We start from the raw sequence: 13,841 nt of genomic DNA, 5'->3' as shown, positions 1-13,841 counted from the left end.
TTAGAATTGAGTACCTATATGAAAATTATATTTCAAAGGCGGAATTTGATATAGAAATTTAGGAAAATATGATGCAACAAACCGAATAATAAACCAACTCACGAAGCTTCCTAAAACCATACCAGCCAAAACATCAAAAGGATAATGTACACCTGTAAAAACACGCCCCCAACAAATTAATAACAAAAATATCAATGCAAACTTAGAGGTAACTTTGTATCGATACAAATAAAGATTAACAAAGTAAGACACAATAACTAATGCATGATTACTTGGAAAAGAAGCTGTTTCCCCATGTTTAATAAGAGGTCGCATAAGACCTGCAACAAATGGACGCGGACGATAATAAATAAGAGAAATAATATAGCCTATAACAAGGGCAACACAAATACTAACACCAATACTTAAAGCAACACGCCTTTCCGTATATCCACCACAAAACCATAATACACAAAGATGTATAGGAATAATATAAACTAAAAACTTTGCACAAATAATACCAAACCAAACCAAAACTAACCCCGTTTGACAATTATCAGCGAGCATTTCGAAAAGTATTATATCAATCTGGTTTAAAAAACTCATGCTTATCTCACTTATTATATCATTATCTCCCTCTCCATCATATCACTGTTTGGTAAAGAAAACAGTGATATGATGGAGTAAAGTAAAACGTGAAATATATAAAAAATATCCCGAGAGTTAATAAATCATATTTTTTGTAAACACAAACTTGCTATTTTAAACGATAAGCTGTAAATATTTAATGTTCATTACCGGTATTTGGCTGGGGGTTGAACGGAGGGCTGGGAAACAACCAGTGGGAATATAATAATTCCGGCCTCCTGTATCTCCGCTCTCGAGTGTCTCGAATTGCAAACGCGTCCTTTCTTCTTTGGGTCTTCCAATAAAGACAAGTCGCAGAGGCTTTGCGCCAAAACCAGTAGAATTTAATTGAAGAAAGGCAAAATAATGGCTCTTTATGAACACATATTCCTTGCCCGACAAGATATTGCACCGCAGCAAATTGATGAGCTTTTAGAAACTTATAAAGGTGTTATCGAAGCACATGGTGGAAAAGTTGGGCGTATAGAGAATTGGGGGCTTCGTTCTCTCGCTTACCGAATCCGTAAAAATCGTAAAGCTTATTACGTATTAATAAATATTGATGCTCCAGCTCAAGCAATTACTGAACTTGAACGTCAAATGCGTATTAATGAAGATATTTTACGTTATATGACTATCCGCGTAGAAAAACATGAAAAAGAACAATCAACAACACTTTCACGATTCAACCGTGATGGCCTTCCTGGTCAAAATGAAGGGAAAGCTCAAAATCTACGCCGTCAACATGAAAATCCAACAGGAGGAATAGCATGATGACTGAAATTCACCAAACTCCAACACGTCGCCCTTTTCATCACCGTCGTAAAACATGTCCATTTTCAAGTGCAAATGCTCCTAAAATTGATTATAAAGATATCAAGCTTTTACAACGTTATATTTCAGAACGTGGGAAAATTATTCCTTCACGCATCACAGCTGTTAGTCAGAAAAAACAACGTGAGTTAGCCAATGCTATTAAGCGCGCTCGTTTTCTTGGCTTACTTCCATATGTTGTCAAATAAATTTTAAATTTATTGTGTAGCCAGAATCTCTTCTGGCTACTTATTCTTTTTGTTTAATGCTTTAAAAAAACATTTTAATTATAATATATCCAAAAAAGTTGGGGTATTATATACCTCTAACTGCAAAAGCAGGACAGCAATCAATGGAAGATTCCTATTCTTATAAAACAATAATTGGTATTTTAGCAGGACTGTTTACTGCTACTATAGGAATGGCAATCATCAGTGTTTCAAATATCATTCCTTATTGTTCTCTTTTTTTGGGTTGTTTTATTTCGCTTCCTATCTTTGCCACAGCATTCAGATATGGTACGTTACCTAGTCTTGTCGCTTTAATTAGCGCTACTTTTGTTCTCTCCGTGACCAATAATATTTATATTGGTTTTAGTTTTATGTTATTGTTTTTTCTTCCTGCTGTTTATGCTTCTTGGCTCCTTGGGCTTGCGCAACCAACAAAAGAAGAAAATTCATTGATATGGTATCCATTATCATCAATCATTTTTCTTTTAACAAATTTTATTGCTTGTATATCAACTTTTATTGGAGTTTATGTTCAAAATCATCAAGCTTCTCCTATTATTGCAAAAAAAATTACCGAAAATATAGCACAAACTATGCGACAATCGCAGTCTATAAAAGAAACTGATATCCTTTCTTTTAGTGAACTCTTAACGACACATACAGCAACTCTAACAGCAGTAATATTGACTATTTACAGTTTATTGTTTTTTATTGCTAATCTTTACTTTTCAATGATGATAGCACATCATATAGATTGGCTAAAAAGACCTCGTGATGATTGGAAACAAAATTTCCGCCTTCCAATTTGGGGGCTCATCATTTTCATTGCTGCTTTTATAGCCGCAACAATTGAAATTGGTTTCATTTTTAATTTGAGCGCAAATGTTTTTATTACCGCTTATACATTTATCATATCAATTAGTGGTCTAGCATATCTCCATAATATTACAAAAGAGATAAGTGGCCGAATGATAATATTATCCCTTGTTTACATTGCTATTTTAACTGTTATTTTTACTGTACCTATTTCTTTTATGCTGCTGCTTATGGGTATTTGGGCAACCATTCAATATAATAGCCAATCACGCAAATATTACTAATTGACTTAATTCGAAAGGAAAAAACTATGGATATCATTTTGCTTGAACGCATCACTCATCTTGGTCAGATTGGTGATATTGTTTCAGTTAAAAATGGCTATGCACGCAATTTTCTATTACCTCAAGGTAAAGCTTTACGTGCTAACGAAGCCAACAAAAGACACTTTGAAACACAGCGCACACAGCTTGAGACCCGTAATCTTGAACGTAAAAACGAAGCTCAAAAAATTTCTGAAAAACTTGAGGGACAATCATTTATTATTATCCGTTCAGCTGGTGAAACAGGACAGCTTTACGGTTCCGTATCAACACGTAATATTGCTGATATTATAACAGAGAACGGCTTTTCTATTGGACGTAATCAAGTTGAACTTAATCACCCAATTAAAACCATCGGTCTTCATACAATTTCTCTTAGCTTACACCCCGAGATTCAGGTTTCTGTAACAATTAATATTGCCCGTTCAGCCAATGAAGCACAGCGTCAAGCAGAAGGTGACAATCTGACTTCTATTGAAGCAATATATGGCACTGAAGAGCAACCATTAACAAAAGACACTGACGACCATGAAGAAAATAATCTTAATGAAGAAAGTCAAAATTAATGAATATCTTGTGCCTATTTGACTGTTTGTTTTTCTCTTCTCCCATTAAAATTGATATATCATGATAATATTCAGCCAAAAGGCTGAATATTATTAATAGGAAGATTGTTATGGAAGAACCCGGCATCTCTAATCTCATCCCTCAGCAAAAACAAGAATCCACCTTTTTTCGGCAGATGCCACATAATATTGAAGCTGAACAAGCATTGCTTGGTGCTATTCTCATTAATAACGATGCACTTGATCGCGTATCAGATTTTTTAAAATCAGAACATTTTTTCGAACAATTACATCAAAAACTTTTTGAAATTTTATCGCAAATTATCAAAAAAGGAAAATTAGCAACCCCTGTTACTATCAAACCTTTTATTCCAGCTGAAGAAAAAATCGGAGATATTACTGTATTTAATTATGTTATTCGTTTGGCTAAAGAAGCAGTAACAATTATTAATGCTGAAGATTATGGACGAGTAATTTATGACCTTTTTATCCGGCGTTCTTTAATTAATCTTGGAAATGAAGTTGTCAATACCGCATTTGATGCTCCTTTAGAATTGACACCTATTCAGCAAATTGAAAGAATCGAACGTGATTTATTTCAGCTAGCAGAAAAGGGAAAATATGGTGGTGGATTTGAGAGTTTTGATGAAGCTATTAAAAAAGCTATTGATATGGCAGGAATAGCAATAAAGCGATCTTCACGGTTATCAGGTATCGCTACTCACATAAAAAAACTTGATGAACAAATAGGAGGATTACAGCCTTCTGATTTAATTATCATTGCTGGACGTCCTGGTATGGGAAAAACCTCTCTCGCGACCAATATTGCCTTCAATATTGCCAACACTTATAGCTGTGATGCAAAAAAAGACTCATCGCCAGAAAATGAGGGAGGAATTGTCGGATTCTTTTCGCTTGAAATGTCATCAGAACAACTTGCAACACGTATTATTTCTGAGCAAACAGAGATTTCTTCTTCTAACATTCGTCGAGGCAATATTTCAGAAGAGCAATTTGCAAAATTATTACGCATAATGAATCGTCTACAAAAAGTTCCACTTTATATCGACCAAACTGGTGGCATATCGATCACTCAATTAGCTGCACGTGCACGTCGCCTTAAGCGACAACATGGTTTAGATGTTTTGATTATTGACTACATACAGTTAATGACAAGCAATTCAAGACGCTCATCTGAAAGCCGTGTTCAAGAAATTACAGAAATCACCACGGGATTAAAGGCTTTAGCTAAAGAACTTAACGTTCCCATTATTGCTCTTTCACAGCTTTCACGCCAAGTCGAAAATCGGACAGATAAACGTCCACAACTATCAGACTTACGTGAATCTGGTTCAATTGAGCAAGATGCTGATGTTGTTATTTTTGTATATCGTGAAGAGTATTATCTTAAAAATGAGGAACCTAAGATAGGAGGTCCAGAACATTTAAAATGGCAAGAATCAATGGATGAAGTTTTTGGGAAAGCTGATATTATCGTCGCAAAGCAACGTCATGGACCAACAGGTATAGTCAAACTCTCTTTCCAAGCTGATTTCACACGTTTCAGTGATTTGGCAGACAGTAATTATCTTCCAGAACAATATGGTTAAACTATTATGGTACGTAATCGTCTTCAATTTATTTGCCAAAATTGTGGCACCGTCCATTCACGCTGGACTGGAAAATGTCACTCCTGCGGAGACTGGAATTCTCTCACCGAAGAGAGTATAAATAGTGGTGTAGGTAGTGGCCCTCCTAAAAATATTCATAAAGGTCATGTAGTTACACTTACATCTCTTTCTGGAGATATAGAAAATATTCCGCGTATCCATTCTGGCATTTCCGAACTCGATCGTGTTACCGGCGGTGGTTTTGTTCGTGGATCAGCATTACTTATTGCTGGCGATCCGGGCATAGGAAAATCAACATTGCTAACACAAACAGCAGCAGCCTTATCGCAAAAGAGATATAATGTCATCTATGTCTCAGGTGAAGAAGCTATTACACAAATTCGCTTACGTGCACAAAGACTTAATGCAATAAATACAGCGGTTCAACTCGCTGCTGAAACCAATGTTGAAGATATTCTCGCAACTTTAAACACACATGAAAAACTTGATATGGTTATCGTTGATTCTATTCAAACTTTGTGGTCAAATCTAGCAGATTCAGCACCTGGAACCGTAACACAAGTCCGTATTAGCGCTCAAGCGATGATCCACTTTGCAAAAAAAACAGGAGTTTCTGTTGTTCTTGTTGGTCACGTCACAAAAGATGGACAAATTGCTGGACCTCGTGTTGTTGAACATATGGTTGATGGTGTTTTTTATTTTGAAGGTGAAGGTGGACACCATTATCGAATTTTAAGAACTATGAAAAACCGCTTTGGACCAACGGACGAAATTGGTGTCTTTGAAATGTCAGACAAAGGATTACGGGAAATTTCCAATCCATCTGAATTATTCTTAGGTGAGCGTAATGAAAAAGCACCAGGAGCTGCCGTTTTTGCAGGAATGGAAGGTACACGCCCTATATTAGTAGAAATTCAAGCTCTTGTTGCTCCCTCTTCACTTGGTATGCCACGACGTGCTGTCGTGGGATGGGATGGGAATCGTCTCGCAATGATTCTAGCCGTATTAGAAGCTCATTGTGGTATCCGCTTTGGACAACATGATGTCTATCTTAATGTTGCAGGTGGTTACCGAATATCAGAACCTGCAGCTGATTTAGCAGTTGCAGCGGCTTTGGTATCTTCTCTTACAAACATCCCTCTTCCGACTCATTATGTATATTTTGGTGAAGTCAGTCTCTCAGGAGCAATCCGCTGCGTTGCACATTCAGGACAACGCATTAAAGAAGCAAAAAAGCTAGGCTTTCAAGGAGCTTTTCAACCTACAGCAACAACTGAAATAATAAAATCACAAAGCTTTCAACAACACACATTCTCTGATCTTCCCGAATTGATTGCAGCCATTATTTCAGATAAAAACGATCTGTACCATAGAAAAATAATTAAAGAGAAAATTCTATAAAACGATAAAGATTCTTGATATAAAAATAGAGAGTCGACATAACCAAAAATCAAAAATGTATTTTGATACTGATTACAATGAAACGCAACGCATTATAAGGAATCAAAAAATGAGTGTAACAATTCTAGACGGTATTGTCGTAGTAGTCATCCTATTTTCTTCTTTTCTAGCTATGCTTCGTGGTTTCTCGCGTGAAGTATTATCACTCATTTCCTGGATAATTGCAGCGGTTTCAACGTTTTATTCATTTAAACTTATATTACCCTTCACTGAACAATATCTCTCTAATAAAATGATAGCATTGATTATCACGTTTTTCATGATTTTTATCATTATTCTTGTCATTACTTCTATCATCACTATGAAAATTGCTGATTTTATTATTGATAGTCGAATTGGTGCACTTGACCGTACCGTTGGATTTATTTTCGGAGCATTCCGTGGCTTATTGATTACTGTCATCAGCGTACTGCTTATCAATGCACTTATTAAACCTAAACAACAATCCGACTGGCTAAAAAATGCACAAACAAAACCTATGCTAGATTCACTGAGTAAAAAAATAGCAGAAATGATGCCAAAAGATCTCGATTATACCTTTGAAATAATAGAAAAATTCTTTAAAAAAGATGACACAACAGATAATTAAATTACAAATACTATTAAACCAATTAATAACACTATTATTCACAGAATAAGAAATAGTTTTTTTAAGAATGAGCTTTAAATAATATGGAGTGTATGATGTTAGCTATTCCTTATGTCATAACTGAAAGAATATGATGACAGAAATCAACGCCTTTTGTCAGGAATTTTCATTAGATGACGATACACTTCATGAAGAATGTGGGGTATTTGGTATCCTTGGACATGAAGAGGCAGCAACAGTGACGGCTCTTGGGTTGCATGCATTACAGCATCGTGGTCAAGAAGCTGCAGGAATTGTTTCTTATCATAACAAGATATTTCACCAAGAAAAACATTTAGGTCTTGTAGGTGATCACTATACAGATTCAGCAACATTAGCTCGTCTACCAGGAGATCGTGCTATCGGACATACCCGTTATTCAACAACAGGTGAAGTAGCATTACGCAATGTACAACCTCTTTTCGCAGAATTAAATGCTGGAGGTATTGCTATTGCTCATAACGGTAATCTAACAAATGGCCTTACATTACGCCGTGAGTTAATTGCCTCTGGTGCTATCTGCCAATCAACATCAGATTCTGAAGTCTTTCTCCACCTTATTGCCCGCTCACGCCATGAATCATCATCTGACCGCTTTGTTGATGCTATTCGGCAAGTAGAAGGTGGATATGCTATGTTAGCACTAACACGTACTAAACTCATTGCAGCACGTGATCCAACAGGCATTAGACCGCTTGTTATGGGCAAACTTGATGGTAAACCAATCTTTTGTTCAGAAACCTGTGCTCTTGATATTATCGGAGCGAAATATATTCGTGATGTTAAAAATGGTGAAATCATCATATGTGAAATACAAAAAGACGGTCAAATTACTACAGAAATTATTAAACCAGAAATAGAGAAGCCAGAAAGGCTTTGTCTTTTTGAATATGTCTATTTTGCTCGTCCCGATTCAATCGTCGGAGGACGAAATGTCTATGTAGTCCGGAAAAATATGGGTATACATTTAGCACGAGAAGCACCTTGTGATGGTGATGTTGTGGTTCCTGTTCCTGACGGAGGTACGCCTGCAGCAATTGGTTACGCGCAAGAAATTGGAATTCCTTTTGAGCTAGGCATTATTCGTAATCATTACGTTGGCCGTACTTTTATTGAACCAACTCAACAAATTCGTGCTTTCGGTGTTAAATTAAAACATTCTGCAAACCGTTCTATTATTGAAGGAAAGCGTGTTATTTTAATCGATGACTCAATTGTACGTGGAACAACATCTGTAAAGATTGTAAGAATGCTTCGCAATGCAGGAGCAAAAGAAGTTCATATGCGTGTTTCCAGTCCAATGATTTTATATCCTGATTTTTACGGTATCGATACACCTGCAATTGAGAATCTTTTAGCTAATCAATATCCAGACCTGCAATCTATGTGCAATTTTATTGGTGCTGATTCATTAGACTTTCTTTCAACTGATGGTCTATATCTTGCTGTTATAGGAGAAAAACGAAATAACTCTCACCCACAATTTACTGATCATTATTTTACTGGCCATTACCCTACACATCTTACTGATCGAAAAAGTACTCCAATAGTTCATAAATTGTCTGTCCTTAAAACAAGAAATTAATAATGATAAAATCTGATTTTGATCTTACTGGATGTGTTGCTCTTGTCACAGGTGCCTCTAAAGGAATTGGTTATCATTTAGCATTAGAGCTAGCAACACGTGGCGCTCATATTATTGCACTTGCACGAACAATAAGTGGTTTAACAACGCTTAATAACGAAATTAGAAAAAAAGGTGCTTCTGCAACGCTAATACCACTCGATTTGCATAATATGGAAGCTATTGATGCATTAAATATATCAATTGACGAACGTTGGAAGAAACTTGATATTTTAGTTGCAAACGCTGCAATCCTAGGGGATCTTTCACCAATAGCTTATATCAACAATGCAATGTTTGAAGATATATTGCAAATAAATCTTACTAGTCAATGGCGTTTAATGAAAGCAGTCGAACCTTTATTGCGCAAATCTGATGCTGGACGTGCTATTCTTCTTTCATCAAGTGTTGCTCATTGCGCACGCGCTTTCTGGGGACCTTATGCAGCCTCTAAAGCTGCTCTGGAACTTCTTGCTCGTTGCTGGGCAGAAGAACTGAAACAAACACCTATTAAAGTTAATTGCGTTAACCCAGGTGCTACACGTACTACAATGCGCGCACAAGCTCTACCTGGTGAAGATCCGCAAACCTTACCTTCTCCACAAAAAGTTGCAGCAGAGATAGCCTATCTCTCATCACCTTACTTAAAAGAAACAGGAAGGCTTTTTGATGTTCGTAAAAAACGATTTATGAACTATCATATTCCTGATTAACTGTAATCTGTATATACTACAAAACTAATTGTAGCCTTTCTAGAGTAGATACTCTAACTTTTTTATAGCTAGTTATAAAACTCTCGGATTATTAATTAGCTATCTATAATGTTTTTCATTTTTTCTTCTAAAACAGCTCGTTTACTATAAATCCAAGCACTGTAAGGAAGAAAAGCCATATAACCGAAAGCTGTTATTAATAAAGTATACCACATATAAGTAACCAGAAAACCAACATAAATAACAATAGCCAGCATACATGGTACTACAATATCTCGCCTCAAATTATTACCTATTGTTTTTCCACTCCATACTGGTAAACGGCTTACCAAAAGAAAAGCAATAATCACAGTATAAGAACTAAAGAATAAAGCCCATCCCCAATCGGGGACTAAACCTACCCCCCCTAAATAAACAGGTAATAAAAGCATTAATGCACCTGCTGGTGCAGGAACACCAATAAAATAATTTCTCTGCCACTCCGGTATATCAGAATCATCTAGCATCACATTAAAACGAGCTAACCGCAAACAACACGCAACACAGTAAACAAGCGCAGCTACCCAACCCACCTGATGAGCCTGAGTCAATATAAAAGAATAAACAACAAGAGCAGGAGTAACACCAAAATTAATAACGTCAGCAAGCGAATCCATCTGTGCGCCAAAAGATGAAGTACCATCCATCAAACGAGCAACACGGCCATCAGTTCCATCTAAAATTGCTGCCAAAAGTATTACTAAAATAGCTGATTCATAGCGATTTTCAAAAGCCAAACGAATACCATTCATTCCCGCACAAATTGCTAAAATAGTAATAATATTAGGAATAACATACCGCATCGGTATAGGTGAACGCCGCCGATGAGCAATATCATCACTTTTTCTTTCAGGTTCAAATGAAGAAAATGGTGAAGAATTTTTCATGTCTCATCCTAATCAAGCCTAAAGTCACTTACAGCAACATCATCACCAAAAGAGCCTAAAACTGTTTCTCCAGCAATTGCTATCTGACCAACTGCAACACGCAATTTTACATTAGCTGGCATATAAACATCAAGGCGAGAACCAAAACGTATTAACCCAAAACGTTGTCCAGAAATAATTGAATCATCTTGTTTTTGCCAACAAACAATCCGACGAGCAATCAATCCTGCTATTTGTACAACACCAATTTTTCCATGTTCACCATCAATGACCATCCCATTACATTCATTAAATTGACTAGCTTTATCAAATTCAGCATTAGAGAATTTACCCGGACGATAAACGATAGACTCTATCGTACCACTCATAGGTACACGATTGATATGACATGCAAAAATATTCATAAATACGGAAACACGTACCATTTCTTGATCACCTAATCCCAACTCTGCAGGCGGAATACATGGCTCAACAAAAGAAATACGACCATCAGCAGGAGAAAGGACCCAATTCGAATTCACAGGTATCACTCGTTCTGGATCACGAAAAAAATATATACACCACATTGTTAGAACAAGACCACACCAAAACAATGGACTCCAGATTAAACCTAAAATGAGTGAAATGACAAAAAATACTATAATAAATGGATAACCTTCTTTGTGAATTGGGACGAACCCATTTTGGATAGATTGTACAATAGTCATATAGTTTCCTATTCATAGATGATTTAATAACTAATAAATTCTTTTTCCCTATTTGTATATTTAATCAATCACCATACATAAAATCAGCTACCATTTTATGTAATTTATTTATCACGATTAACAACACCTAGTTCATCCTCTTCACGCATTTTACGTAATTTTTCTTCAGCTTGTGAAGCCTCAAGCTGCTTATTCCACATTGATGCATATAAACCTTTCTTGCATAAGAGATCAGTATGTGTACCTTTTTCAATAATACGACCATTTTTGAGCACCAATATCTCATCTGCGCCAACCACAGTCGAAAGACGATGAGCAATAATCAATGTTGTACGCCCGCTGCTTACAATATTCAATGCTTGCTGAATTTCCTGCTCTGTCGTTGTATCGAGAGCTGCAGTTGCTTCATCTAGAATAAGAAGCGGTGGCGCTTTTAAAAGTGTTCGTGCAATAGCTAAGCGTTGTTTTTCGCCCCCAGACAATTTAAGACCACGTTCACCAACTAGAGATTGAAATCCCTCTGGAAGCATCTCGATAAATTTCGATATCTGAGCCATTTTAGCAGCTTTGCGCATCTCTGCATCTGTAGCATTTGGACGTCCATAACAAATATTATATGCAATTGTATCATTAAATAAAACTGTATCTTGTGGCACCATGCCAATCACTTCACGTAAACTTCTCTGAGTAACATCACGGATATCCTGTCCATCTATAGTTATTGACCCCTCATTAACATCGTAAAATCGAAAAAGTAATCGAGAAATAGTTGATTTACCAGCGCCGGAAGGACCTACAATTGCGACAGTTTTACCTCCAGGTACTTCAAAATCAATATCTTTGAGAATTGGACGAGCTGAATCATAGGAAAATTTCACTCGATTAAACCGGATAGTGCCATGAGTCACCACAAGCGATTTAGCACTTGGCTTATCAATAATTTCTTGCGGAACATCCAAAAGATCAAACATCGCTTCAATATCCGTTAACCCCTGCCGAACTTCACGATAAATTGAGCCAATAAAATTCAATGGAATAGATAGCTGCATTAAAAGCGCATTGATAAAGACGAAATCCCCCAAAGTTTGCGTCGTGTGAGCTACTTCGTAAGCTGACATTAACATAAGAATCGTCATCCCAATACCAAAAATAAGGGCTTGACCAAAATTAAGCCAGCTTAAAGAAGTCCAAATCTTCACTGCAGTCTTTTCATAACCAGCCATAGAAGCATCAAATCGACGCGCTTCTAGGGTTTCATTGCAAAAATATTTAACTGTTTCAAAATTCAACAAAGAATCAACTGCACGTGTATTTGCTTCTGTGTCCGCCGTATTCATCTCTTTCCGAACATTAATGCGCCAATCACTTGCCTTAATCGTAAACCAGGTATACAAACCAACTGTTATCATAACGACAAGAAAATAATACCATCCATAACTTATATAAAAAATAAATGCTGTTAGAATAAATTCTAAAATAGTTGGTATTGTATTAAGAATCGAAAATCGAACAACAGCCTCAATTCCCTTTGTGCCACGCTCAATAATGCGAGAAAGGCCACCAGTTTTCCGTTCCAAATGGAAACGTAAAGATAATTCATGAAGATGAACAAAAGTCTTATATGCTAATTGGCGAATAGCATGCTGACCAACGGTCGCAAAAAGAGAATCGCGTAACTGATTAAATCCAGCCTGAGCGATACGCGCAACGTTATAAGCTAAAACTAATATGATAAGCACCGCCCAAGTCGATGAAAGCCACACAGGTGGCCTAAAACTCATATCAAGTGCATTCGTAGCATACTTAAAAAAATATGGGATAGACATGAGAATCAGCTTTGCTAAAATAAGGTAAAATACCGCCCATATAACACGCATTTTTAGATCAGATCGATCTGATGGCCACATATAAGGCCATAAATTATAAAGTGTGCGTAGAGTCTGACCTGAAGCCGCTGACACAGTTTTTATGACTCTATTCTGTTTCATAAAATCTTTACTTCTTTATTACCCATTTAATACGCACAAGAACAGCTGCTATATTGCTCTTTCATAGAACATATCATACCTTTTATTTACCTCTAGTAAACTACACAATACAAATACATTTAAAATTAAACCGTTCTTGGAAAAGGAACAAGAAATAATCCACTATAAAACTTATTGTCTTTATCTATATTCTCATACCACTCTGCAACAAATAAATCTTCAACCTTTACACGTTTCTCTTTCAACTCTGTTTTAAGCCATTTCTTTGTTTTACCAATCTCTTTAAGATTTTCTTCAAGTATTTCGCCATTTGTTACTAAAATAACAGACCTCTTACCTTCTTCTTTTTTAACAACAGAAAAATCACCATTCGTCTCTAATCGAACAAAGTCTGCTTCATGTAAACTACACCCTTTAATACTTAACATCGTAGCCAAATCACTCACACAGATCCCTAAACGCTTAATCTCATCGAGCTGAAAGACACCATCTACAACAAGTTTGGCATTTCCTCCCGCAATAAGTCGGTGAAAAAATACTGAATATCGTGCAAAAAAATTAAAAGATGTAATTAAAATTTGCCAAATAAATAAAACAAGCAACAACTGGATACTACTAATATTTGAATTATAAATAACTCCTCCAATAATGCCCCCCAGAACAAAATTGCTTACCAAATCAATTGGTGTCATTTGACTGAGACTGCCACGACCTGTCGTTCTTAAAATAAACAAAAAAGCGATAAGACCCACAACTAGCTTAAGTGTGATATATCCATAACCATATAATTCCATAAAAATCTCTCCTCA

Annotated in this window: 14 protein-coding genes; 9 read left to right on the top strand and 5 right to left on the bottom strand. The window is 36.3% G+C overall.

The genetic code is table 11. The features are described from left to right. Window positions 1–585 (bottom strand): undecaprenyl-diphosphatase, encoded by a 585-nt coding sequence (locus tag M4Z11_RS02675; protein ID WP_249675885.1) that lies wholly within the window; start codon window positions 583–585, stop codon window positions 1–3. Between the two features lie 387 nt (window positions 586–972). Between M4Z11_RS02675 and rpsF the strand changes: the two genes are divergently transcribed. The 9 genes from rpsF (at window position 973) to M4Z11_RS02630 (ending at window position 9,411) form a co-directional block, all read left to right on the top strand. Further along, window positions 973–1,380, top strand: coding sequence for a 30S ribosomal protein S6 (rpsF, locus tag M4Z11_RS02670; protein ID WP_249675881.1), 408 nt, complete (start codon window positions 973–975; stop codon window positions 1,378–1,380). Next, complete coding sequence (gene rpsR, locus M4Z11_RS02665; RefSeq protein ID WP_249676061.1) at window positions 1,380–1,628, top strand: 30S ribosomal protein S18; 249 nt, start codon at window positions 1,380–1,382, stop codon at window positions 1,626–1,628. The genes rpsF and rpsR overlap by 1 nt, the downstream gene beginning before the upstream one ends. Window positions 1,629–1,771: 143 nt before the next feature. After that, window positions 1,772–2,749, top strand: a complete 978-nt coding sequence (locus tag M4Z11_RS02660) for a DUF2232 domain-containing protein (protein ID WP_249675876.1) — start codon at window positions 1,772–1,774, stop codon at window positions 2,747–2,749. A gap of 26 nt (window positions 2,750–2,775) precedes the next feature. Continuing rightward, complete coding sequence (gene rplI, locus M4Z11_RS02655) at window positions 2,776–3,354, top strand: 50S ribosomal protein L9 (RefSeq protein WP_249675871.1); 579 nt, start codon at window positions 2,776–2,778, stop codon at window positions 3,352–3,354. Window positions 3,355–3,464: 110 nt separating this feature from the next. Then, the gene (locus tag M4Z11_RS02650) at window positions 3,465–4,964 is read left to right on the top strand and encodes a replicative DNA helicase (protein ID WP_249675869.1); all 1,500 of its coding nucleotides are present in this window, start codon (window positions 3,465–3,467) and stop codon (window positions 4,962–4,964) included. Between the two features lie 6 nt (window positions 4,965–4,970). Beyond that, window positions 4,971–6,386, top strand: coding sequence for a DNA repair protein RadA (radA, locus tag M4Z11_RS02645; RefSeq protein WP_249675866.1), 1,416 nt, complete (start codon window positions 4,971–4,973; stop codon window positions 6,384–6,386). 109 nt (window positions 6,387–6,495) lie between these two features. Then, window positions 6,496–7,035, top strand: coding sequence for a CvpA family protein (locus tag M4Z11_RS02640; RefSeq protein ID WP_249675864.1), 540 nt, complete (start codon window positions 6,496–6,498; stop codon window positions 7,033–7,035). Between the two features lie 130 nt (window positions 7,036–7,165). Continuing rightward, window positions 7,166–8,659 carry an amidophosphoribosyltransferase gene (purF, locus tag M4Z11_RS02635; protein ID WP_249675860.1) on the top strand — a complete coding sequence of 498 codons (1,494 nt, stop codon included), beginning with the start codon at window positions 7,166–7,168 and terminating at the stop codon, window positions 8,657–8,659. 2 nt (window positions 8,660–8,661) lie between these two features. Further along, window positions 8,662–9,411 carry an SDR family NAD(P)-dependent oxidoreductase gene (locus tag M4Z11_RS02630; protein WP_249675857.1) on the top strand — a complete coding sequence of 250 codons (750 nt, stop codon included), beginning with the start codon at window positions 8,662–8,664 and terminating at the stop codon, window positions 9,409–9,411. A 95-nt stretch (window positions 9,412–9,506) separates the two neighbouring features. Here M4Z11_RS02630 and pssA read toward each other — a convergent pair whose 3' ends face one another. The 4 genes from pssA to M4Z11_RS02610 form a co-directional block, all read right to left on the bottom strand. Then, complete coding sequence (gene pssA, locus M4Z11_RS02625; RefSeq protein WP_249675852.1) at window positions 9,507–10,337, bottom strand: CDP-diacylglycerol--serine O-phosphatidyltransferase; 831 nt, start codon at window positions 10,335–10,337, stop codon at window positions 9,507–9,509. An 8-nt stretch (window positions 10,338–10,345) separates the two neighbouring features. Then, window positions 10,346–11,044 carry a phosphatidylserine decarboxylase gene (locus M4Z11_RS02620; protein WP_249675848.1) on the bottom strand — a complete coding sequence of 233 codons (699 nt, stop codon included), beginning with the start codon at window positions 11,042–11,044 and terminating at the stop codon, window positions 10,346–10,348. 104 nt (window positions 11,045–11,148) lie between these two features. Further along, entirely contained in the window at window positions 11,149–13,032 is a 1,884-nt protein-coding gene (locus M4Z11_RS02615) for an ABCB family ABC transporter ATP-binding protein/permease (RefSeq protein WP_249675842.1), read from the bottom strand. Window positions 13,033–13,157: 125 nt separating this feature from the next. Further along, entirely contained in the window at window positions 13,158–13,826 is a 669-nt protein-coding gene (locus M4Z11_RS02610; protein ID WP_249675836.1) for a DUF421 domain-containing protein, read from the bottom strand. Between the last annotated feature and the right edge of the window lie 15 nt (window positions 13,827–13,841).

Origin of the sequence: Bartonella bilalgolemi (assembly GCF_023500045.1) — a bacterium.
Lineage (GTDB): Bacteria > Pseudomonadota > Alphaproteobacteria > Rhizobiales > Rhizobiaceae > Bartonella > Bartonella bilalgolemii.
The sequence above is the reverse complement of the archived record's forward strand: the minus strand, read 5'-3'. Positions and strand labels throughout refer to the sequence as shown.

Bases quoted from the DNA above. Each gene is read 5' to 3' on its own strand.
- M4Z11_RS02675 (WP_249675885.1), bottom strand. From the start codon at position 585: ATGAGTTTTTTAAACCAGATTGATATAATACTTTTCGAAATGCTCGCT.
- rpsF (WP_249675881.1), top strand. From the start codon at position 973: ATGGCTCTTTATGAACACATATTCCTTGCCCGACAAGATATTGCACCG.
- rpsR (WP_249676061.1), top strand. From the start codon at position 1,380: ATGACTGAAATTCACCAAACTCCAACACGTCGCCCTTTTCATCACCGT.
- M4Z11_RS02660 (WP_249675876.1), top strand. From the start codon at position 1,772: ATGGAAGATTCCTATTCTTATAAAACAATAATTGGTATTTTAGCAGGA.
- rplI (WP_249675871.1), top strand. From the start codon at position 2,776: ATGGATATCATTTTGCTTGAACGCATCACTCATCTTGGTCAGATTGGT.
- M4Z11_RS02650 (WP_249675869.1), top strand. From the start codon at position 3,465: ATGGAAGAACCCGGCATCTCTAATCTCATCCCTCAGCAAAAACAAGAA.
- radA (WP_249675866.1), top strand. From the start codon at position 4,971: ATGGTACGTAATCGTCTTCAATTTATTTGCCAAAATTGTGGCACCGTC.
- M4Z11_RS02640 (WP_249675864.1), top strand. From the start codon at position 6,496: ATGAGTGTAACAATTCTAGACGGTATTGTCGTAGTAGTCATCCTATTT.
- purF (WP_249675860.1), top strand. From the start codon at position 7,166: ATGATGACAGAAATCAACGCCTTTTGTCAGGAATTTTCATTAGATGAC.
- M4Z11_RS02630 (WP_249675857.1), top strand. From the start codon at position 8,662: ATGATAAAATCTGATTTTGATCTTACTGGATGTGTTGCTCTTGTCACA.
- pssA (WP_249675852.1), bottom strand. From the start codon at position 10,337: ATGAAAAATTCTTCACCATTTTCTTCATTTGAACCTGAAAGAAAAAGT.
- M4Z11_RS02620 (WP_249675848.1), bottom strand. From the start codon at position 11,044: ATGACTATTGTACAATCTATCCAAAATGGGTTCGTCCCAATTCACAAA.
- M4Z11_RS02615 (WP_249675842.1), bottom strand. From the start codon at position 13,032: ATGAAACAGAATAGAGTCATAAAAACTGTGTCAGCGGCTTCAGGTCAG.
- M4Z11_RS02610 (WP_249675836.1), bottom strand. From the start codon at position 13,826: ATGGAATTATATGGTTATGGATATATCACACTTAAGCTAGTTGTGGGT.